The sequence below is a fragment of the Sphingopyxis soli genome (assembly GCF_018682675.1).
GTDB lineage: Bacteria > Pseudomonadota > Alphaproteobacteria > Sphingomonadales > Sphingomonadaceae > Sphingopyxis > Sphingopyxis soli.
This window is the reverse complement of sequence record NZ_JAFMTR010000002.1, coordinates 1-21,002: the sequence shown is the minus strand read 5'-3', so window position 1 is coordinate 21,002 and position 21,002 is coordinate 1. Positions and strand designations below refer to the sequence as shown.

Sequence of the window (21,002 nt, the reverse complement as noted above, 5' to 3'; positions counted from 1 at the left end):
GAGGGGTCGTCATGTTGAAATCGCGTCTCGCCGCGCCGTTCGTCGCGCTCGCCGCGCCGTTGCTCCTGTATGGCGGCGCGCTCGTCTCGCAGTTCGGCTTCGGCCTTCATCCGTGCGAGATGTGCTATTGGCAGCGCTGGCCGCACCAGGCGGCGATCGTGCTCGCGCTGCTCGCGCTGCTGCTGCGCAGGAATGACGCCGCGATGCGCACGCTGACCCTGCTCGCCGCGGTCGCGATCGCGATCAGCGGCGCAATCGGAGTCTTTCACGCCGGGGTCGAATATGGCTTCTGGGAAGGGCTGACGACGTGCAGCACGACGCAGACCGGCCCGATCACGCTCGACAGCATCATGGCGGCGCCGATCACGCGCTGCGACGTTCCGCAGTGGACCTTTGCAGGCGTCTCGCTCGCGGGTTTCAATGCCATCTTCTCGCTCGCCGCCGCCGCGCTCGTCTTGACCTTGCTTCGCCGCGGGCGCACATCGACAGCATGAGCAAGCCGACGAAAAACGCATCGATGATCCGTGTCGATCAGGCGGGCGAATATGGCGCGACGCGCATCTACGCCGGCCAGCTCGCGGTGATGGGCGACCGTCATCCGATGGCACGCGAGATCGCGCACATGGCCGAACAGGAAGAGCGGCACCGCAAATTCTTCGACGCGATGGTCGCGCGGCGCGGCGTGCGCCCGACCGCGCTGCAGCCGGTGTGGAACGTCGCGGGCTTCGCGCTCGGCGCGGTCACTGCCGCGATGGGTCCGCGCGCCGCGATGGCGTGCACCGCTGCGGTCGAGACCGAAATCGACCGCCATTATCGGCACCAGCTCGAAGAACTCGGCGACAGCGACCCCGAACTCAGCGCCGCGGTCGAGGATTTCCGCGCCGAGGAGCTGGAGCATAAGCAAGCGGCGCTTGCGGCCGGTGCCGAAAGCGCGCCCGGCTATCCGCTGCTCAGCCTCGCGATCCGCGCGGGTTGCCGCGCAGCCATCGCGCTTTCAAAACGTATATGATGGCGAAGCGTATCGGATGGAATTCGAACGATCCTGCCCGTTCAGCACGGATGCAGGCTTAGGGTGCCAAGCCCGCCCAAACAGGATGAAGGATAAAGTGATGACCCGCCTGCCGCTCGCCGCGCTCTTTCTTGCCAGCAGCTTCGCCGCGCTTCCTGCTGCCGCGCAGGACGCCGACACGACGAATGCCGAGAAGATCAACCAGGTCATCGTGTACGGTCAGGACAAGTGCGAGGCGTCGAGCCCGGACGAAATCGTCGTCTGTAACCGCCTGCCCGAACAGGATCGTTATCGCGTGCCGCAGATCTTTCGCGGCGGCGACCCGCTCGACCCGCGGAACCAGGCGTGGCTCAATCGCGTGACCTCGATGGAGCGCGTCGGCCGTTTCGGCACCGACAGCTGCTCGCCCGTCGGCCTCGGCGGCTTCACCGGCTGTACCCAGCAGCTCGTCGCGGGCGCGAAGGCCGAGCAGAAAGCGGCGGACAAGACCGACTGGCAGGCGATGATCGCCGACGAGCGTGCGAAACGCCTCGCGGGCATCGACGCGGCGGCGGCCGAGGTCGAGGCGGCGGTGACCGCCGAGGAAAAGGCGCTCGCCGAACGGCAGAAGGCGGCGGCAGAACTCGAGCGTCAGGCGAGCGGTCAGGCCCCTGCCCCCGCTACGCCCGATGTCGACGCGGGCGAGCTGCCGGTTCCGCCGAAGAATTGAACCGTCAGCGGTCGCGCGGCGTCCAGAGCGCCGACCCGCGCCCTTTCCACCACCGCAACAGCAGCCCGAGCGCGACCCCGACGCCGATCGCGATCGTCAGGTCGGCGAAGACGGTCAGCACAAAGGTCAGCACGAGCAGCAGCAGCTCGTCCTTCGGGAGCGCCAGATGTTCGCGCCATTTCCCGGGCTCGGCCATATTGAGCGCTGTGACGAGCAACACCGCCGCGAGCGCGGGCAGCGCCAGCGCGCCCGCCAGATTTCCCGCGACGAGCACCACCGCCAGAATCACCAGCGCGTGAACCATCCCAGCAATCGGCGACCGTCCGCCCGCGCGGACATTGGTCGCGGTGCGCGCGATCGCGCCGGTTACCGGCAGCCCGCCGAACAGCGGCGTGACGATATTGGCATAGCCCTGCGCCAGCAGCTCGGCACTCGGCCGGTGACGACCGCCGAACATACGGTCGGCGACGATCGCCGAGAGCAGGGACTCGACGCCGGCGAGAAAGGCGATGGTGAATGCCGAGGGCAGCAGCGCGATGATCCGATCGGGCGTCAGCTGCGGCCAGTGCGGCGCCGGCAGGCCGGTCGGCAGTGCGCCGAAGCGCGACCCGACCGTGTCGACGGGAAGATGCAACCACAGCACCGCGAGCGACGCGAACCCGACCGCGATCACCAGCACCGGCCAGCGCGGCCGCCAGCGGCGCAGCAGCAGGATGGCGGCGATCGTCGCGGCGGTGATGCCGAACGCAGCGGGGCTCAGGGTCGCGCGCGCCGCCCACAGCGCCTCCAGCTTCGGAATCATGTCGGCCGGAACCTTGCCCGCCGAAAGGCCAAGCGCATCCTGAAACTGGCTGACCGCGATGATCGCCGCAATCCCGATGGTAAAGCCGTCGATCACCGGCTCCGGGACCAGTGCGATCAGCCGTCCGGCGCGAAAGAAGCCCGCGATCACCAGGATGATCCCGGCCATGATCGTCGCGACGATCAGCCCGTCCATGCCGTGGCTCTGGATCACCCCATAAACGACGACGATGAAGGCGCCGGTAGGCCCGCCGATCTGGACCTTGCTGCCGCTGGTCGCGGAGATGATGAAGCCGCCGATGATCGCGGTGACCAGCCCGACGAACGGCGTGCTGCCCGAAGCGATGGCGATCGCGATGCACAGCGGCAAGGCGACGAGCGCGACGCTGATCCCGGCGAGGGCGTCGGCGCGAAACAGCGGCCAGCTGTAGTCGCGCATCGTATCCAGCAGCTTGGGCCGGCGCATCGCATCTCCTTCGGCTGAAGTCCGCCGAGAGCGCTATGCGTCGGCCCCGCGCCGGGTCAAGGCATGACCGTCAATCGAGCAGATATTTCTGCCAGAAGATCAGCGACGTCCAGAACTGATAATCGGCATTTTCCTTCTTCGCGAAGCCATGTCCCTCGTTGGTGCCGACGAGGTGCCACGCCGTGCCGCCCTTGCCGCGCACTGCCGCGACGATCTGATCGGCCTCCGACGCCGGTACGCGGGGGTCGTTCGCGCCCGTGACGACGAACATCGGCTTGCTGATCGCCGAAACGCGGGTCAGCGGCGAGATTTCCATCAGCTTCTTGCGCTGCGCAGGCACGCGCTCGTCGCCATATTCGACGCGGCGCAGGTCGCGGCGATATTCCTGCGTATTCTCGAGGAAGGTCACGAAATTGGAGATCGCGACGATGCACAGGTTCGCGCGCAGCCTGTCGGCAAAATGGGTCGCGGCGGCATAGCACATATAGCCGCCATAGCTGCCGCCGGTCAGGCCGAAACGGCTCGCATCGAGCCCCTTGTCCTTCGCGAGGCTGTCCAGAAAGGCGCCCATGTCCTTGACGCTGTCCTCGCGTTTGAACGGACCGTTGTCGAGCCCGACGAAGGTCTTGCCATAGCCTGTCGAACCGCGAACATTGGGATAGAAGAGCGCCACCCCCATTTCGTTGAGCAGATAATTGTTGCGACCCATGAAGCCCGGACGCGACTGGCTTTCAGGTCCGCCGTGGACGCTCATGATCAGAGGACGCTTGCCGGGGAATTTCGCGGGGTCGGGACGGTAGAGGAAACCCGACACTTCCAGCCCGTCGAAACTCTTTACCTTGACCAGCTCGGGCTCGACATTCCGCGTGACGTCGAGGCCGCCGGTCTCGCTCTGCGTCCATCGCGTGACCTTCAGCGTTTTCGGGTCGACGCTATACGCATCGGTCGCGCTGCGCGCCGAGGTGAAGCTGAAGCCAACCTCGCCCCATGGCGCGATGCTCACCCCGCCGATGACACCCGCCGGCAGTTCCACCGTGCGTACGGCTCCGCTTTTCGGATCGAGCAGCCGCAGCTTCGACATGCCCGCTTCGTTGACGACATAGGCGATGAAACTGCCGTCGTCGGCGATGTTGAAGCTGGTCACATCCCACTTTTCGGCCGGTCCCCGGGGGGTGAACTTGCCCGTCGCGGGATCGAGCGTGCCAAGCCGCTGGAAATCGGATGCTTCGTCGCTGGTGATCCAGACCGTGCCGTCGGGGGCGAATTCGGCGCCTCGCTGCGCGATCACCTTCTTATGGTCGCCGATCGGCGTCAGCGCGCCGGTCGCAAGGTCGAGCCGGAACAGGTCCGACTTTTCGACCGACACATATTGCGAAACGATTGCCCAACTCTTGTCGGGCGAGAAATCGCTGACCGCCCAGCCGCCCCCCGCGACCTGCGCGATCATCCGGTTCGATGCGCGATCGCGCGGGTCGATAAGGTAGATGTCGCTGTCGCGGCCGTTGCGACGCGTCGATGTGTAGGCGAGCGTCGAGCCGTCCTTGCTCCATGCATTATAACCGTTGCGGCTCTTTCCGTCGGTCAGCAGCTCGAGCCGCCCGTCCTTGATCGCATAGAGCTGGAAGAATTCGTTTCCGCCGACGTCCTTCTGGACGACCATGATGTCGGCCGTCTTCGGCGACCAGGCGCCCGAACCGACGGGCTCGGCCTCGAATGTCAGTTGCTGGCGTGCGCCCATCGGCGCCGCGACACGGTGGATCTGCGCAGTGTTGCCGAAACGCGTCGCGATCAGCATCGACCGATCGATCTGGTTCCAGCCGACGAAGCTGGCGCTGCGATTTTCCATATAGGGCCGCGTCGCGACGGTCAGAGCAGCCGGAACCTCGGGAACGCCGTCGGCGATCAGCGCCGCGGGCTTGGGCTCGATTGCCGGCGCGTCGCCCTCCGCGGCGAGTGCCGGTGCAAGCGGAAGAGCGAGGGCGGCCAGAATGGCGAGATGACGCATGATATTTCCCCAGTTGCTTGATGCGAGTGGACGCAACTTAGACGGCACGACCCCCGCCGATGGATGCAGGGCTTCGACCAACGGCGCTCCGCGCTCGACCGCCTGCAGCCCGCCTGGCGCAAAAATCGGGCCAATTATCGCCGTTTTTGCAGCGATTTGGGCACTCAGGCGCGATTTCGTTGCGAATCCGGGACGAATCGAATGCATTTTTTAACGAATCGCGGGCAGAGTGTCTTGACTTGGGAATTTTTGGGGCAAATCGTGCGGTTTCTGGGAATCGCCGGCCGGGGAGGCTGAAAAACATGGCATCGACGTTCGGACCGCGCCTCTGGCGCCGATCGACTGCAAGCGTACCGCCGGCACGCAGCCTTGGCCGCCGCATGACCGTTCACGCCGCCGCCGCCCTCATCGCCTTCGCCGCGCTTCAGGTCTGGCTCGTCGCCAGCGCCGTTTCGGCCGGTGCCCCTTCGGCGCTCATCATCGTTGCGCTGATCATGCTCGTCGCGCTGGCGTTGCCGATCGCCCGGATGACCGAACGCCACTGGTATCACCTCAGCCGCCAGGCGCTGGCGAGCCGCGGGCTTCATCAGCGCTTCCGCCGCGACACGCGTCGGCTGTGGGCGGCCGCACTGATCCTGCCCTTCCTCTGGGTCAGCGGCGCGATGGCGGCGACCGACGCCATCGCTGCGATCGCGCACTAATTCATCGACTTTAATTTTTGACGCTGACCCGCGCGCCGTATAGGGCGCGCGCATGCTGACCGTTGCCGAAGCCCTCGACCGTGCGCAGATGCTGTGCGACGCCGCGACCAAAGCTGGCGCCGACGCCGCCGACGCGCTCTATTATTGCAATGCCGCGACCTCGGTCTCGATGCGCCTTGGCGCATTGGAGGATGTCGAGCGCTCCGAAGGACAGGATATCAGCCTGCGGGTCTTCGTCGGGCAGCGGAGCGCCAGCGTCTCGACCGCCGACATGGACGCAGGCGAACTCGCCAAGCTCGTCGAGCGCTGCGTGGCGATGGCGCGCGAGGCACCCGAAGATCCCTATGCCGGTCTCGCTCCGCAGGACTTGCTGTTCAAGGGCCCCGTCCCCGATCTCGATCTCGACGACGGCAGCGAGGCCGACCCGCAGGCGCTGCGCGAAGCCGCCCTCGCGGTCGAGGAAGCCGCGCGCGCGATCGCCGGCGTGACCAACAGCGAAGGCGGCAGCGCGAGCCACAGCCGGACGCGCTTCGCGCTCGCCACGAGCCACGGCTTTGCCGGCGGCTATGGGTCAAGCGGGCATAGCGTGTCGGCGAGCGTTATCGCCGGCGAGGGCGCGTCGATGCAGCGCGACTATGGCTGGCACAGCGCGCACCACCTTGCCGACCTTGAAAGCACCGCGGAGATCGGCGCGCGCGCCGGGACACGCGCGGTCGCCCGCCTCAATCCCGGCAAGGCGCCGGTCGGCAAACTTCCCGTCGTCATCGATCCGCGCGTCGGCGGCAGCATCGTCGGCCATCTGCTCGGCGCGATCGCAGGCCCCTCGATCGCGCGCGGCACCAGCTTCCTGCTCGGCAAGGAGGAGCAGGCGCTCTTCGACAGCAGCATCCTGATCCGCGACGAGCCGCACCGCCCCCGCGGCCTGCGCAGCCGCGCGTTCGACGGCGAAGGCCTCCCGACCGCAGCGCGCGACATCGTGACCGGCGGCAAGATCACCGGCTGGCTGCTCGATACCGCCTCGGCGAAGCAGCTCGGCCTTTCGCCCACCGGCCACGCGAGCCGCGGCGGCGGTGCATCGGGGGTGAGCGCGAGCAACCTTCACCTCGCCGCGGGCAGCGTGAGCCCCGTGGCGCTGATGGCCGACATCAAGGAAGGCATCTACGTCACCGAACTCATCGGCCAGGGGGTCAATCCCGTCACCGGCGATTACAGCCGCGGCGCTTCGGGCTTCGTCATCCGCGACGGCGCAATCGCCGGTCCGATCGCCGAATTCACCATCGCGGGCAATCTGGTCGACATGTTCGCCGCGCTGGTCCCGGCGAACGACCTCGAATTCCGGCACGCCACCAACGTCCCTACCCTCCGCATCGACGGCATGACCGTCGCGAGCGCCTAGGGCGCTCCGCCGTGCCGGGTCGCAACCTTGAAGCCGTAATCGCCGCGACGCGCGAGGTCGGCGATATGGCGATGGCGCGCTGGCGCGGCGAGGGCAAGGCGGTCAACGTCTGGAACAAGTCGCATGACAATCCGGTCAGCGACGTCGACCTGGCGGTCGATGCGCGACTGAAGGCGGTGCTCGGCGCGATGGTGCCCGAAGCCGGCTGGCTCTCCGAAGAGACCGCCGACAATGAGGACCGTTTGGCGTGCCGCGCCATGTGGTGCGTCGACCCGATCGACGGCACGCGCGATTTCATCCGCGGCCGTCCCGGCTGGTGCGTGTCGGTCGCCCTCGTCGTCGATGGCACGCCAGAGCTGGGGGTGCTCTACGCCCCCGCGCTCGACGAACTGTGGGTCGCCGAAAGGGGCAAGGGCGCGACCCTGAATGGCGATGCGCTGCGCGCGAGCCGCCGGATGATCTTCGACGGATCGCGCGTCCCCGCCGACAGCCTGCCCAAGATCGACCGCGACCTGATCATGGTGACGAAGCCGAACAGCATCGCGCTGCGCATGGCGCTCGTCGCCGACGACCGCGCCGACCTGGTCGCGACCTTGCGCTGGGGGTTCGAATGGGACGTCGCCGCCGCGGCGCTGATCGCGACCGAGGCGGGCGCGACCGTCACCGACGCCTTCGGCGAACCGCTCGTCTTCAACACACCTCGTGCGCAAGCCTTCGGCGTCATCGCCAGCGCCCCGGGGATCCACCGGGCCGTCGTGGGGCGCTTGCGCGACCGGGCGGTCGAGCTTACCTCGCGCTCCTGACCCGCGAAAGCCGTGTCAAACCGCCGCAGTCGGCTTGACTTTCCGCCCGACTCGCCTTACCTGCGCACCATTCCGACAGCCTGACCGGACGGCGAAACGCTGCAAGCGTGTTCGTGGTCCGTTTTTTGCGTTGGAAATCAGACGCTTTGAGATGGGGTCGTTGCCAGCGACCCTGTGGAGCAGGAGAAAGTTACCAATGGCACGTATCGCGGGCGTCAACCTGCCCACCAACAAGCGCGTCATCATCGCGCTCACCTACATCCACGGCATCGGTCGCAAGACCGCCGTCGACATCGCCGACAAGCTGGGCATCGACCACAGCCGCCGCGTCCAGGACCTCAGCGACGCCGAGATCCTGCAGATCCGCGAAACGCTCGACGCCGACCATACGGTCGAGGGTGACCTTCGCCGCAACACGGCGATGAACATCAAGCGCCTGATGGACCTCGCCTGCTATCGCGGCCTGCGTCATCGCAAGGGCCTTCCCGTCCGCGGCCAGCGCACGCACACCAATGCGCGCACCCGCAAGGGCAAGGCGAAGCCGATCGCCGGCAAGAAGAAGTAAGCCGGTTTTTCGCGCCGGTGGCCGCCCGCAAGCGGCTGCGCCCCGGCCCGCTTTACGGATTTAGGTTAGGATTTCATCATGGCTCGTGAACCGCAGCGCCTTCGTCGGCGCGAACGCAAGAATATCTCGTCGGGTGTGGCCCACGTCAACGCGACCTTCAACAACACGATGATCACCATCACCGACGCGCAGGGCAATGCGATTGCCTGGTCGAGCGCCGGCATGATGGGCTTCAAGGGCAGCCGCAAGTCGACGCCCTATGCCGCGCAGGTGTGCGCTGAAGACGCGGGCAAGAAGGCGGCCGAACATGGCGTCCGCACCCTCGAAGTCGAAGTCAAGGGCCCCGGCGCGGGCCGTGAATCGGCTCTCCGCGCGCTGCAGGCCGTCGGGTTCCACATCACGTCGATCCGCGACGTGACGCCCATCCCGCACAATGGTGTCCGCCCGGCCAAGCGCCGCCGCGTCTGACGCCGATTACCGGAACGGCGGCCTTCGGGCCGCCGCGCCGCCGCAATACCTCCGCGGGACCGCTGCCGACCCCAGCCGTTCCGCCACTAGCAAAGGGAAGTCCATGACTGTCAATATCCGGAACTGGCAGGAATTGAAGAAGCCCAGCAACCTGGAAATCAAGGCCGGCGGCGACGGCAAGCGCAAGGCGACCTTCGTCGCCGAACCGCTTGAGCGCGGTTTCGGTCTGACGCTCGGCAACGCGCTGCGCCGCGTGCTGCTGTCGTCGCTCCAGGGTGCGGCCATTACGTCGATCAAGATCGAGAATGTTCTGCACGAATTCTCGAGCCTCGCCGGCGTGCGCGAAGATGTCACCGACATCGTCCTCAACGTGAAGCAGATCGCGCTCAAGATGGAAGGCGAAGGCCCGAAGCGGCTTCAGCTTTCGGCGACCGGTCCCGCGACCGTCAAGGCGGGCGACATCATGGTGTCGGGCGACATCAAGGTGATGAACCCGAACCATGTCATCTGCCACCTCGACGACGGCGCGACGCTGAACATGGAACTCGTCGCCGACACCGGCAAGGGTTACGTCCCCGCGACCGCGAACCGCCCGGCCGACGCGCCGATCGGCCTGATCCCGGTCGACTCGCTCTACTCGCCCGTCCGCCAGGTCGCCTACAAGGTCGACAATGCGCGTATCGGCCAGGAGCTGGACTTCGACAAGCTGAGCCTGACCGTCGAAACCGACGGTACGGTCACCCCGGAAGACGCTGTCGCCTATGCGGCGCGCATCCTCCAGGACCAGCTGCAGGTCTTCGTCCACTTCGAAGAAGCGATGAACGACAGCGGCCTGATCGGCATGGCGGCGCCCTCGGCCGCGACCGAGGAATCGGACGTCAACCAGCTCAACCGCTTCCTTCTCAAGAAGGTCGACGAGCTCGAACTGTCGGTCCGCTCGGCGAACTGCCTCAAGAACGACAATATCATCTACATCGGTGATCTCGTTCAGAAGACCGAAGCCGAAATGCTCCGCACGCCGAACTTCGGCCGCAAGTCCTTGAACGAAATCAAGGAAGTGCTGTCGTCGATGGGCCTGCGCCTCGGCATGGACATCCCCGGCTGGCCGCCGGAAAATATCGAGGAAATGGCCAAGAAGCTCGAACAGGAGCTTCTCGGCTGATCTTGCGGCCCGGCGAAAGCCGGGTCCCACAACGGGAATGGGTCGGCCCGATAATCGACCTGGTCTGGGCTACCTCACACGGGCCCTTAACGAACGAAGGAATGGATTATGCGTCATAAATCGGGTGGCCGGAAGCTGCAGCGCACCGGCGCGCATCGCATCGCGATGTTCCGCAACATGTCGGCCTCGCTCATCAAGCATGAGCAGATCACGACGACCGTCGCCAAGGCGAAGGAACTGCGTCCCTATGTCGAAAAGCTGATTACGCTCGCGAAGCGTGGCGGCCTCGCCAACCGTCGCCTTGCGATGAGCCGCCTGATGGACGAGACGCAGTTGGTGAAGCTGTTCGACGTCCTCGCCGAGCGCTACAAGGACCGCAACGGTGGTTATACCCGGATCATCAAGGCCGGCATCCGCGCCTCGGACGCCGCACCGATCGCGATCATCGAATTCGTCGACCGCGACGTCGATGCGAAGGGTCAGGATTCGGGCCCGGTGCTGACCGAGGACGAATACGAAGACGCGTAAGCTTCGGCTTCCAGCGAATGGATCAAGGGCGGCGTCCGCGAGGACTGCCGCCCTTTTTCATGCCGACAAGGAGGTCGTGGGTCCGGCTCGCGCCGAAGCCGCCGACGAACCTCAGCTATAGGAAACGGAAAGCGTCTGCTTGCGACGCCGCGCCCGCATCGCGCCGCCGACCGCAGCAAAGCCGATCAGGAACATCGCCCAGGTCGCGGGCTCGGGCACCGCCGAGGTCACGACGGCCTTGATGATCAGATCGTCATAATCATTGTCGGCGCCCTGGATCTGGTCGTCATAACCGAAATAGAAGGTCGAAACGGAACTGCCGCTCTTCTGCATTTTGGTCAGGAAGATGCCGAAGCCGTCGTCCCCGACCGTCGCCGACTTCCCGCCGACGCTCGAGAAATTCAGGCGGCCGGCGAGACTGCCGGCATTGAACGCGCCGCTGCCGATCGAAATCGGCGCGCCGAAATTGTTCTGGAAGGGGGTGTTCTCGCCCTTGATCAGATTGGGGGTCGAAATCGTCGCGAAACTGTCGTTGAAGCCGCTTTCCGACCCGAGCAGATAGAAGGTGATGATCGAATTTTCGGTGAGGACCAGCGAAACGTCGTCCGCCGAATATTTCGTGAGGCCCAGCGCGTTCAGCTGCGACTTGAAATCATTGCTGCTCGAAATCGTCACCTTGTCGTCGAAGCTGATCGTCACGGCCGCCTGCGCCGCGACGGGAAGCGCGGATGCAAGGAGCAGGGCCATAGCGGCAAGCGGTTTCTTCATGTCTTTATCCCCCACGCCCGGCGCACCCTTCATTCGGTCCCTCACGCCCGGCGACTCGGAGGCTTAGCATTTCGGAAACCATGAAAGTAGGGCGGCCCGGAAGATGTGCCGAACTGATACATGCTGATTTGCGGCGATCCTTTTGCCGACGATCGCAGCCCGCGCCCGGCTGCCGAGCGTTCTGTAGCGGCCCCGCCGGCAGGCCGCCGAAAATATGGCCGACGCCGCGATGGATGCCCAAATCCGCTTGCCCGGCCTCTTTCTATCCTTACATAATGGCGCACGATTGTTGCTCCGACGATGAGGATCGCCTTGCCATGCCCCGTAAAGATATGCGCGCGCCGCTTGCGCTGGCCGCGCTGATGATGACGCCCGCCGCTGCGCCGACCGCAGCAAGCGCCACCGATTCCGCCGCGGCCCCTGCCCCGGCGCTCGCCTATCCGGCGACCGAACGCGGCTCGACGGTCGATCGGCAATTCGGCGTCGACGTCGCCGATCCCTATCGCTGGCTGGAGGACGATGTTCGCGTCAATCCGAAGGTCGCGGCGTGGGTTGCCGAGCAGAACAAGGTCACCGACGCCTATCTTGCGACGCTTCCCGGCCGCGAGGCGTTCCGCAAGCGGATGACCGAACTCTATAATTACGAACGCTTTGGCCTGCCGACCAAGGCCGGGACGCACTATTTCTACACGCGCAACGACGGGCTGCAGCCGCAGTCGGTGCTGTATGTCCGCGACGGGCTGAAGGGCGAGGGCCGCGTGCTGATCGACCCCAACAGTTGGGCAAAGGACGGCGCGACCGCGCTCGGCGAATGGAACCCATCGGAAGACGGCAAATATCTTCTCTATTCGGTGCAGGACGGCGGCACCGACTGGCGCATCGTCCGCGTCAAGGATGTCGCGACGGGGCAGGACACCGGCGACGAGATCCGCTGGGTCAAATTCTCGGCGCTCGACTGGGCGAAGGACGGCAGCGGTTTTTACTATTCGCGGTTCCCGGAGCCCAGGGAGGGTCAGGCCTTCCAGTCGCTCAACGAAAATCATGCCGTCTATTTCCACAAGCTCGGCACGCCGCAGAGCGAGGACGTGCTGATCCACGCCACCCCCGACAAGCCGAAGCTCAACCACAGCGCGGTCGTCACCGACGACGGCAAATATGTCCTCGTCGTCTCGTCCGAAGGGACCGACGAACGCTATGGCCTGACGCTGCATCCGGCGAAGGGCGGCGCGGCGATCCCGCTCGTCGGCGACTATGCAAACAATTGGGAATATGTGACCAACGCGGGAAGCCGTTTCACCTTCCTGACCAACAAGGGGGCGCCGCGCGCGCGCCTTGTGTCGCTCGACATCCGCAAGCCCGGCGAAATCACAGAACTGGTCCCGGAGAGCCGGTCGACGCTCGTCGGCGCCTCGCGCGTCGGCAACCGCATCATCCTGTCCTATCTCGGCGACGCCAAGTCGCAGGCGGTGATGATCGGGCTCGACGGCAAGCCGATCTCGGCGATCCGTCTGGCCGATATCGGGTCGGCGAAGGGCTTTGGCGGCAATCCGCAGGATGCGGAAACCTTCTATGAATTTTCGAGCTACGCGACGCCGACGACGATCTTCCGCCTCGATACGGTGACCGGCAAGAGCGAGGTGTTCGCCGCGCCCAAGCTGACCTTCGACCCGAAGCAATTTTCGGTCGAGCAGCGCTTCTATAAATCGAAGGACGGCACCGAGGTGCCGATGTTCGTCGTCATGAAGAAGGGGCTCGACCGCAGCAAGGGCTCGCCCACCCTCCTCTATGGCTATGGCGGCTTCAACGTGTCGATGACCCCCGCCTTTTCGCCCACCAAGCTCGCGTGGATGGACAAGGGTGGCGTGTTCGCGGTCGCCAACCTGCGCGGCGGCGGCGAATATGGCAAGGCGTGGCACGACGCCGGCCGGCTCGACAAGAAGCAGAATGTCTTCGACGATTTCATCGCCGCGGGCGAATATCTGATCGCGGAAGGGATCGCCGGCAAGGGCCAGCTCGTCATCGAGGGCGGATCGAACGGCGGGCTGTTGGTCGGCGCCGTGACCAACCAGCGCCCCGACCTGTTCGCTGCGGCGCTGCCCGCGGTCGGCGTGATGGACATGCTGCGCTTCGACCGCTTCACCGCCGGCCGCTATTGGACCGACGATTATGGCTATCCGTCGAAGGAAGCCGATTTCCGGAACCTCCTCGCCTATTCGCCCTATCACAATATCAGGGACGGCGCGGCCTATCCCGCGATCCTCGTCACCACCGCCGACACCGACGACCGCGTCGTGCCGGGGCACAGCTTCAAATATACCGCCGAGCTACAGCATAGCGAGATCGGCCCCAAACCGCACCTGATCCGCGTCGAAACGCGCGCCGGTCACGGGTCGGGCAAGCCGGTCGACAAGATCATCGCCGAGGCGGCCGACAAATATGCCTTCGCCGCCAAATGGACCGGGCTGAAGGTCGAATAGGGAGCGCCATGTCCTACGCCCTGTCCTTTTCGGCAACCCATCCCGCGACGCTCTGGGCCGAGGCGGCGGACGCGGCCGAGGCGCTCGTCGCGGGCGAGCCCGACGGCATCGCCAATATGGCGAATGTCGCCGCGCTGGTCTGGCAGGCGATTCCCGACCTCAACTGGGCCGGCTTCTACCGCTTCGACGGGACCGAACTTGTCCTCGGCCCGTTCCAGGGCAAGGCCGCGTGCATCCGCATTCCGCTCGACAAGGGCGTGTGCGGCGCCGCGGCGCGCCTTCGCGAGACGCAGCGCGTCGAGGATGTCCACGCTTTTCCGGGCCATATCGCCTGCGACGCCGACAGCCGCAGCGAGCTGGTCGTCCCGATCGTCGCCGACGGGCGACTGATCGGCGTCCTCGACCTCGACAGCCCGTCGCCGGCGCGCTTCACCGCAGAGGATCAGTCGGGCGCCGAAAGTCTCGTCGCGCGCATCGCCGCCGCATTGGCACACTGACCCAAATCGGCCTGACCCAAATCGGCCTGACCCAAATCGGGACGCAAAACTCAGGGTTAACAGATTCGCGAGAATCGCCTTGATTTGATAACAAACTGTTAACCAGTCGCTTGCCGAAGCATCGATGGGCACGGCGCGGCCAGGGTAACAGGGAGTTTAACATGCGCACGATCTTGCTTCTGGGGGCGGCCGTCGGAACGGTGTTGCTGACGAGCGGCGCGGCCCGTGCCGCGGATCCCGCGCCGAAGCTCGACTATGACGCTCCCGCGGCCCCCGACGTCCGCGTCTATACCGGCTATCCCGACCGCGTGCCCGGCGAGGCCGACTATCGCCACGTCGACGGCGGTTACGATGCCGAGGGCCGCTGGACCGGAAGCTGGACCGGCACCTATGACGCGCCCGACGGTCGTCGCTACGAAGGCACTTACGAGGGCACGGTCGAGGGCCACGGCGCGGGCTATCCGCCGCCGCCCTATTATGATCCCTATTACGGCGGCCATCCCGATCCCGAGGATGCGGAGATGGCGCGTCGCTGCGGCCGGGGGGGCGCAGCGACCGGAGCGGTTGTCGGAGGCGTCGTGGGGGGCGTCGTCGGCAACCGCGTCGCCGGGCATGGCGACCGCACCGCGGGCACGCTGATCGGCGGCGGTGTCGGTGCGCTGGCCGGCGCCGCGATCGGCAACGAAGCCGACAAGAAGAAGTGCGACGAATGGTGGGAGAGCCGCGGCCGCCATCATCAGGGCGGCTATGCCTGGCATCATGGCGGCACCTATCCCGGCGCCTACTCGTACAGCAGCTACGGTTACGGCTACGGCTGGTACACGCCGGGCGTCGTCGTCACGACGATCGTCAACGGCGCGCCGCTGGTCACCGAGACGGTCGAGACCACGACCAAGACCTATTATGAAAATGCGCCGGTGCGGAAGCGCTATGCGCCGAAGAAGAAGTGGAAGCCGAAACCCAAGCCGCGCTGCGTCTGCTGAGCGACCCCGACTGGTCTGGTCACCGTAACGAGGTCCCGTCAGGCCCGCCCTCCGTCCGGAAGGCGGGCCTTTCCTTTGGTCGCGGGCGCGCCACGGTTCAGCGGCGCGAAAGCATGGCGGGCGTAACAGCGGATCCTGTTGCGGGTGGGAGCGTCCCTTGCCCGCGCCTGCGGAGTGTCCCGCCCATGCGCAAGTTCACCGGCCTCGCCACCGCGACCGCGATCGTCATCACTTCGGTCGGCGTCAGCGCCGCCCCTGCCGAGGCCCGCGACCGCTATGGCCACGGCTATGGCTGGGGCCACCGTCACCGCGACAATATCGACGCCGGCGACGTCATCGGCGGCCTCCTGATCATCGGCACCATCGCCGCGATCGCCAGCGCCGCGAGCAAAGGGATAGCCGAACGCCGCGACCGCGAAGACCGATATGACCCGCCCTATCGCGAGCCGCGGCAGGATGCGCCCAACTACGACCCGCCCGTCGATGATGCACGTCCGTATGGCGACGGCACGACCGAAGTCCGCCCCTATGGCAATGGCGAGGCCGAAGCCCGCGCCGCCGACGCCTGCAGCTGGGCTGTCGAGGGCGAGATGGGCGACGACGCCCGCGTCGACAGCATCACCAAGACCGAGCCGAACAATGGCGGCTGGTACGTCACCGGCACCGCTTCGCGCCTCGGCGGCGAAGTGCGCAGCTTCGGCTGCAGCTATCGGAGTGGCCGCGTCGTCGACGTCAGCTTCGGCTGAACCGATCGGGCCGGGGAAAAGGGCTCTGCGTCGGCGGCGCGGAGCCCTTTCGCATATGAACGTCAGCAAAACCAAGGCTTAACGCCAGATAAGCGCCGGGTTCAGGACGGCGTCACGGCCGACTCGGTAGAAGGATGACAACAGGCCGCACGGGTGCCGCCTGCGCTATCTGGAGACCGAACCATGGCTGTAAATACATCTTGGACCAAGGCCGCGATTGGTGCGGCCACCGCCGGCGCGATGCTGGCGAGCGCCGCCCCCGCCGCCGCGCGCGACCGCTACGACCGCGACGGCATCAGCGCCGGCGAAGTCATCGCGGGCGCCGTCGTTCTCGGCGGGCTCGCGGCGATCCTGTCATCGAACAACGATCGCGACCGTTACGACCGCTACGACGACCGTTATGGCCGTTACGACGATCGCTACGACCGCGGGCGCTACGGCAACGATCCCCGCTACGGCTATGGTTATGACTATAACCGCTATGGCAACAGCCGCAGCGCCGTCAGCCAGTGCGTGAATGCTGTCGAGCGCGGGACGAGCCGCTATGGCCGCACCGACGTCACACAGGTGACGAGCATCGACCGCAAGCGCGACGGTTATCGCGTCAAGGGCCGCGTCGTCGTCCGCGACGGCTATGGCGGCCGCTGGGGTCGCGGCGGCGCTTACGACAAGGGCAAGTTCAGCTGCGACGTCCGCTATGGCCGCGTCGTCGACGTCGACTATTCGGGCCTCGGTTAAGCCCGGACTTTGGACGAGCGCCGACTGGCCCGCCGGCACCCGGGTGTCGGCGGGCCCTCTTGCGTCGGCGCGGGGCAGGCCGCATGAAGCATCATGCTCAGAGCCACCTTCGCCGCCGCGCTGCTCCTCGCCGTGCCCGTCGCCGCTTATGCCGGGGATACCGCGCCCGCCCCCGATCCCGCGCGCCTGAAGGCGCTGGTCGAGAAGCTCGTGTCCTTCGGCACCCGCCACACCTTGTCGTCGACGACCGATCCCAAGCGCGGCATCGGCGCTGCGCGCAATTGGGGCGCCGCCGAATTCCAGCGTATTTCAAAGGCGTGCGGCGGCTGCCTGACCATCGAACGGATCAGCGACCGCTTCGAAGGACCGCGCGCGCCGTCGGGCGTGATCGTGCAGAATGTCCTCGCGATCCAGAAGGGCAGCGATCCCGACCGCGTGATCATGATCGCCGGCCATATCGACAGCCGCGTCAGCGACCCGATGGATTTCACCGCCGACGCCCCCGGCGCGAACGACGACGGCTCGGGCACCGCGCTGGTCCTCGAGGCGGCGCGGCTGCTCTCGAAGGACAAGCATCGCGCGACGATCGTCTATGCGCTGCTCTCGGGCGAGGAGCAGGGGCTGTGGGGCGGCAAGCTGCTCGCTGCCCATGCGAAGGAAAAGGGCTGGCAGGTCACGGCGATGCTCAACAACGACATCGTCGGCGGCACCCGCGGCACCGACGGCACCGTCGTTGCGGACCGGGTCCGCGTGTTCAGCGAGGGCATTCGCGCCTCCGAGGATCTTGCCGCGCAACTCGCGCGGCGCGGCATCGGCGGCGAGGATGACGGGCCGTCGCGCGCGCTCGCCAAGGCGGCGGTACGTGCGGCGGCGGCCAATCCGGCAATCGGGCTCGACGTCCTCGCGGTGCGCCGGCCCGACCGCTTCCGTCGCGGCGGCGACCATCTTCCCTCGCTCGAGCTCGGCTATCCCGCGATCCGCTTTACCGTCGGGATCGAGAATTATGACCACCAGCATCAGGATCTGCGGGCCGAAAACGGCCGCAAATATGGCGACACGGTCGACGAGATGGACTTCCCCTATCTGGCGCGCGTCACTGCGCTCAACGTCGCCCTCGCCCGCGAACTCGCCGACGCGCCGGCCGCGCCCGAACGCGTCAGCATCGACGGCGCGGTGAGCTCCGACACCGTCGTTCGCTGGACGCCCGTTAAGGACGCCGCGGCCTATCGCGTCCACTGGCGCCGCGCCGATCGCAACGACTGGTCGGATTCGCGCGTCGTTCCGTCGGACGCCGCTAACGAATTGATTTTGCCTGCTATCATCGTCGACGATAATTTCTTCGGCGTTTCCGCTATTTCGGCCGAAGGGCACGAAAGCCTGGTTACTTTCGGCGGTTTGCCGCCCGCGAAATAATTAGAAAACAGCACAAACGAAAATTTACCTTCGCGCGTTATGGCAGCGATGGGACCAAAATGACCGCCTGGCGTGGGTGACGGGCGGTGAAGAATGTTGGTCGCCTATGTCGAGTCCAGAGGCCCCTACGGCCTCATCAGCGCCGGATGAAAAGCGCCAGCCGCGGCAGTCGCGCCTGGTAAAGGGGTCGCTCGGCTGCCAGCGACTCGGGCGGTTCGACGTCACCATCCGCAATGTCTCCGAAACCGGAATCGGCGGGCAAGGCCCGCACAGCCTTAATATCGGCGAGCGGATGACGGTGTTTCTGCCCGGCCACGAACCGATGCTCGGCACGGTACGCTGGGTGTCGGGCAACCGCTTCGGGCTGGAAACCGACAAGCCGGTCGAAACGATGCGGCTGCGCGCATCGCATGGCGACGACCTGCGCACCGCCGACAGCATCGCCGACTTCCAGATCGTGCCGGCGCCCAAGCTCGATACCTGGCGGCCCGGCCTGACCCGCGCGACGTCGCTGCCCGGGCATTTCGGGCGCAAGCGGTAAAGCGGGCGGAAGGCGCCGTTGCGGGCGGGGAGCGGACGTTCCCCATCGCCCGGAAACCGTCATCACGACTTTTCCTGCGCGGCCTCGGACTAGACCGTTCCCTCTTCGCGCTCGGCCTGCTGCCGCGCCCACATGTCGGCGTAGAGCCCGCGCATCGCGAGCAGTTGGTCGTGCGTTCCGGTCTCGGCGACTCGGCCCTTCTCGAGGACGACGATCCGGTCGGCATTCACCACGGTCGACAGGCGGTGCGCGATCACCAGCGTCGTCCGCCGCTCGGCGATGCGTTCTAGCGTGTCCTGGATCGCCGCCTCGGTGCGGCTGTCGAGCGCGCTCGTCGCCTCGTCGAGGATCAGGACCGGCGGGTTCTTGAGCAGGGTGCGCGCGATCGCGACCCGCTGCTTCTCGCCCCCCGACAGCTTCAGCCCGCGCTCGCCGACCTCGGTCTCATAACCCTGCGGGAGCAGCGCGATGAAGCCGTCGATCGCCGCGCCCTGCGCTGCCGCGGCGATTTCCTCGACGCTGGCGTCGGCGCGGCCATAGGCGATGTTATAGCCGATCGAATCGTTGAACAGCACCGTATCCTGCGGGACGATACCGATCGCGGCGCGCAGGCTTCGCTGCGTCACCGCCTTGATGTCCTGCCCGTCGATGGTCACGCGCCCGCCCTGCGGGTCATAGAAACGGTAGAGCAGCCGCGCGATCGTCGACTTGCCCGCGCCCGACGGCCCGACGATCGCCAGCGTCTCCCCCGCCCCGACCGCGAAGCTGACGCCGTTCAGGATCGTCCGGTCGGCCTCGTAACCGAAGACGACATCCTCGAAACTCACCGCGCCGCCATTGACGACGAGCGCGGGCGCGCCCGGCGCGTCGCTGATCTCGGGCGGGGTGTCGATCAGACGGAACATCGCCTCCATGTCGATCAGACCCTGGCGGATCGTCCGGTACACCATGCCGAGCAGGTCGAGCGGGCGAAAGAGCTGCGCGAGCAAGGTGTTCACCAGCACGACGTCGCCGACCTTGTACGCGCCGACCGACCAGCCCCAGACGGTATAGGCCATCGTCCCCGCCATCGCGGCGTTGGTGATGAAGCTCTGCCCGATGTTGAGCCAGGCGAGGCTGTTCTCGCTCTTTACCGCGGCGCGGGCATATTGGTCGGCCACGTCGCGGTAGCGCGCAGCCTCGCGTTCCTCGGCGCCGAAATATTTCACCGTCTCGTAATTGAGCAGGCTGTCGACGCTGCGCCCGATCGTCAGCGTGTCGAGGTCGTTCATCCGCGTGCGCAGCGCGTTGCGCCAGTCGGTCACCCGCCGCGTGAAGATGATATAGACGACAACCATCAGCGCGGTCGCACTGGCGAGGCCGAAGCTGAATTTGGTCCAGAAGATGATGAGCACCGCGGCGAGCTCGATGATCGTCGGCGCAATGTTGAACAGCAGGAAATAAAGCATCGTATCGATGCTCTTGGTGCCGCGCTCGATCACCTTGGTGACCTCGCCCGTCCGCCGCGCAAGATGGAAACGCAGCGACAGCGCGTGCAAATGGGTGAAGGTGGCGATCGCCAGTTCGCGCGTCGCATCCTGCCCGACGCGCTCGAACACCACATTGCGGAGGTTGTCGAACAGCACCCCGGCGAAGCGCGCGCCGGCATAAGCCAGCACCAGCCCGATCGCGAGCGCGACGCCGTCTTCCATCCCCGGCGCCATCCGGTCGATCGCGGCGCCATAAAGGAAACCCATCGACAGCTGCACGCCCTTCGACGCGAGCACGATCAGCGCGGCCAGGACGATACGCGCCTTGTGCTCGGTCTGCCCCGCAGGCCACAAATAGGGCAGGAAACGCCCCAGTGTCGCAAGCGCGGGCGGTTCGCGGTTGCGGTCGGCGGAGGTGGCGGTATCGGGCGGCATGGTCGCCCCATGTAGGGACGCACGGGCCATCCGCCAAGCGTTCTGGCGCGGCGGGGGCGAATGCCCGGTGTCGGGCGGTTGCGGACATCAATCCTCCCTGTGGCGAAGCCATGGGGAGGTGGCAGCGCGACGCGCTGACGGAGGGGCTATGGCGCAACGTTGCGGCCCCTCCACCATTCGCTTCGCGAACGGTTCCCCTCCCCATCGCTGCGCGACAGGGAGGATTGGCAGAAAGCGACTGGAAGCACGACATCTCTACCATCGTCATCCTGAACTTGTTTCAGGATCCATGGTCTGCCGTTTCCTTCGACGCAGCGTGGGA

The 21,002-nt window shown here is 66.3% G+C and carries 21 protein-coding genes; 17 read left to right on the top strand and 4 right to left on the bottom strand.

The genetic code is table 11. The features are described 5' to 3' along the window. Nucleotides 1-11 precede the first annotated feature (11 nt). From J1N50_RS00215 to J1N50_RS00205, 3 genes are all read left to right on the top strand, one after another. Nucleotides 12-494 carry a disulfide bond formation protein B gene (locus J1N50_RS00215; RefSeq protein ID WP_215348839.1) on the top strand — a complete coding sequence of 161 codons (483 nt, stop codon included), beginning with the start codon at nucleotides 12-14 and terminating at the stop codon, nucleotides 492-494. Then, a complete protein-coding gene (locus tag J1N50_RS00210; RefSeq protein ID WP_215348836.1) occupies nucleotides 491-1,009 on the top strand; it encodes a demethoxyubiquinone hydroxylase family protein in 519 nt (172 codons plus the stop codon). The genes J1N50_RS00215 and J1N50_RS00210 overlap by 4 nt, the downstream gene beginning before the upstream one ends. Before the next feature lie 100 nt (nucleotides 1,010-1,109). Further along, nucleotides 1,110-1,718 carry a hypothetical protein gene (locus J1N50_RS00205; RefSeq protein ID WP_215348832.1) on the top strand — a complete coding sequence of 203 codons (609 nt, stop codon included), beginning with the start codon at nucleotides 1,110-1,112 and terminating at the stop codon, nucleotides 1,716-1,718. Between the two features lie 4 nt (nucleotides 1,719-1,722). Here J1N50_RS00205 and J1N50_RS00200 read toward each other — a convergent pair whose 3' ends face one another. After that, the gene (locus J1N50_RS00200; RefSeq protein ID WP_215348829.1) at nucleotides 1,723-2,985 is read right to left on the bottom strand and encodes a SulP family inorganic anion transporter; all 1,263 of its coding nucleotides are present in this window, start codon (nucleotides 2,983-2,985) and stop codon (nucleotides 1,723-1,725) included. Between the two features lie 70 nt (nucleotides 2,986-3,055). Further along, the gene (locus J1N50_RS00195; protein ID WP_215348826.1) at nucleotides 3,056-4,990 is read right to left on the bottom strand and encodes a S9 family peptidase; all 1,935 of its coding nucleotides are present in this window, start codon (nucleotides 4,988-4,990) and stop codon (nucleotides 3,056-3,058) included. 302 nt (nucleotides 4,991-5,292) lie between these two features. Between J1N50_RS00195 and J1N50_RS00190 the strand changes: the two genes are divergently transcribed. The 7 genes from J1N50_RS00190 to rplQ all read left to right on the top strand — a co-directional run bounded on the left by J1N50_RS00190 (nucleotide 5,293) and on the right by rplQ (nucleotide 10,613). Continuing rightward, nucleotides 5,293-5,691: a hypothetical protein gene (locus J1N50_RS00190; protein ID WP_215348823.1), complete on the top strand. Its 399-nt coding sequence runs from the start codon at nucleotides 5,293-5,295 to the stop codon at nucleotides 5,689-5,691. Nucleotides 5,692-5,743: 52 nt separating this feature from the next. Continuing rightward, nucleotides 5,744-7,087: a TldD/PmbA family protein gene (locus J1N50_RS00185; RefSeq protein ID WP_215348820.1), complete on the top strand. Its 1,344-nt coding sequence runs from the start codon at nucleotides 5,744-5,746 to the stop codon at nucleotides 7,085-7,087. A gap of 11 nt (nucleotides 7,088-7,098) precedes the next feature. Next, a complete protein-coding gene (locus J1N50_RS00180) occupies nucleotides 7,099-7,890 on the top strand; it encodes an inositol monophosphatase family protein (protein ID WP_215348817.1) in 792 nt (263 codons plus the stop codon). A gap of 196 nt (nucleotides 7,891-8,086) precedes the next feature. Beyond that, entirely contained in the window at nucleotides 8,087-8,455 is a 369-nt protein-coding gene (gene rpsM / locus J1N50_RS00175; protein WP_058454488.1) for a 30S ribosomal protein S13, read from the top strand. A 78-nt stretch (nucleotides 8,456-8,533) separates the two neighbouring features. Further along, complete coding sequence (gene rpsK, locus J1N50_RS00170; protein ID WP_003040416.1) at nucleotides 8,534-8,923, top strand: 30S ribosomal protein S11; 390 nt, start codon at nucleotides 8,534-8,536, stop codon at nucleotides 8,921-8,923. Between the two features lie 103 nt (nucleotides 8,924-9,026). Then, complete coding sequence (locus tag J1N50_RS00165; protein WP_058454489.1) at nucleotides 9,027-10,085, top strand: DNA-directed RNA polymerase subunit alpha; 1,059 nt, start codon at nucleotides 9,027-9,029, stop codon at nucleotides 10,083-10,085. Between the two features lie 108 nt (nucleotides 10,086-10,193). Then, a complete protein-coding gene (gene rplQ, locus J1N50_RS00160) occupies nucleotides 10,194-10,613 on the top strand; it encodes a 50S ribosomal protein L17 (protein ID WP_215348814.1) in 420 nt (139 codons plus the stop codon). Between the two features lie 111 nt (nucleotides 10,614-10,724). Here the strand turns inward: rplQ and J1N50_RS00155 are convergent, their stop codons facing one another. Further along, the gene (locus J1N50_RS00155; protein ID WP_246552832.1) at nucleotides 10,725-11,381 is read right to left on the bottom strand and encodes a PEPxxWA-CTERM sorting domain-containing protein; all 657 of its coding nucleotides are present in this window, start codon (nucleotides 11,379-11,381) and stop codon (nucleotides 10,725-10,727) included. Nucleotides 11,382-11,698: 317 nt separating this feature from the next. Here J1N50_RS00155 and J1N50_RS00150 point away from each other — a divergent pair, with 317 nt between their 5' ends. From J1N50_RS00150 to J1N50_RS00120, 7 genes are all read left to right on the top strand, one after another. Next, the gene (locus J1N50_RS00150; RefSeq protein WP_215348811.1) at nucleotides 11,699-13,858 is read left to right on the top strand and encodes a prolyl oligopeptidase family serine peptidase; all 2,160 of its coding nucleotides are present in this window, start codon (nucleotides 11,699-11,701) and stop codon (nucleotides 13,856-13,858) included. Nucleotides 13,859-13,866: 8 nt separating this feature from the next. Then, a complete protein-coding gene (locus tag J1N50_RS00145; protein WP_215348808.1) occupies nucleotides 13,867-14,355 on the top strand; it encodes a GAF domain-containing protein in 489 nt (162 codons plus the stop codon). A 161-nt stretch (nucleotides 14,356-14,516) separates the two neighbouring features. Beyond that, nucleotides 14,517-15,338: a glycine zipper domain-containing protein gene (locus J1N50_RS00140; RefSeq protein ID WP_215348805.1), complete on the top strand. Its 822-nt coding sequence runs from the start codon at nucleotides 14,517-14,519 to the stop codon at nucleotides 15,336-15,338. Nucleotides 15,339-15,523: 185 nt separating this feature from the next. Continuing rightward, complete coding sequence (locus tag J1N50_RS00135) at nucleotides 15,524-16,084, top strand: hypothetical protein (protein ID WP_215348802.1); 561 nt, start codon at nucleotides 15,524-15,526, stop codon at nucleotides 16,082-16,084. A 183-nt stretch (nucleotides 16,085-16,267) separates the two neighbouring features. Next, complete coding sequence (locus tag J1N50_RS00130) at nucleotides 16,268-16,822, top strand: hypothetical protein (RefSeq protein ID WP_215348799.1); 555 nt, start codon at nucleotides 16,268-16,270, stop codon at nucleotides 16,820-16,822. Nucleotides 16,823-16,915: 93 nt separating this feature from the next. Further along, nucleotides 16,916-18,235, top strand: a complete 1,320-nt coding sequence (locus J1N50_RS00125; RefSeq protein WP_215348796.1) for a M28 family metallopeptidase — start codon at nucleotides 16,916-16,918, stop codon at nucleotides 18,233-18,235. 106 nt (nucleotides 18,236-18,341) lie between these two features. Continuing rightward, on the top strand, nucleotides 18,342-18,776 hold the full coding sequence (locus J1N50_RS00120; RefSeq protein ID WP_215348793.1) for a PilZ domain-containing protein: 435 nt from the start codon (nucleotides 18,342-18,344) through the stop codon (nucleotides 18,774-18,776). An 89-nt stretch (nucleotides 18,777-18,865) separates the two neighbouring features. On the opposite strand, the gene J1N50_RS00115 is transcribed toward J1N50_RS00120, so the two are convergent. After that, complete coding sequence (locus J1N50_RS00115) at nucleotides 18,866-20,680, bottom strand: ABCB family ABC transporter ATP-binding protein/permease (RefSeq protein WP_215348790.1); 1,815 nt, start codon at nucleotides 20,678-20,680, stop codon at nucleotides 18,866-18,868. Nucleotides 20,681-21,002 lie beyond the last annotated feature (322 nt).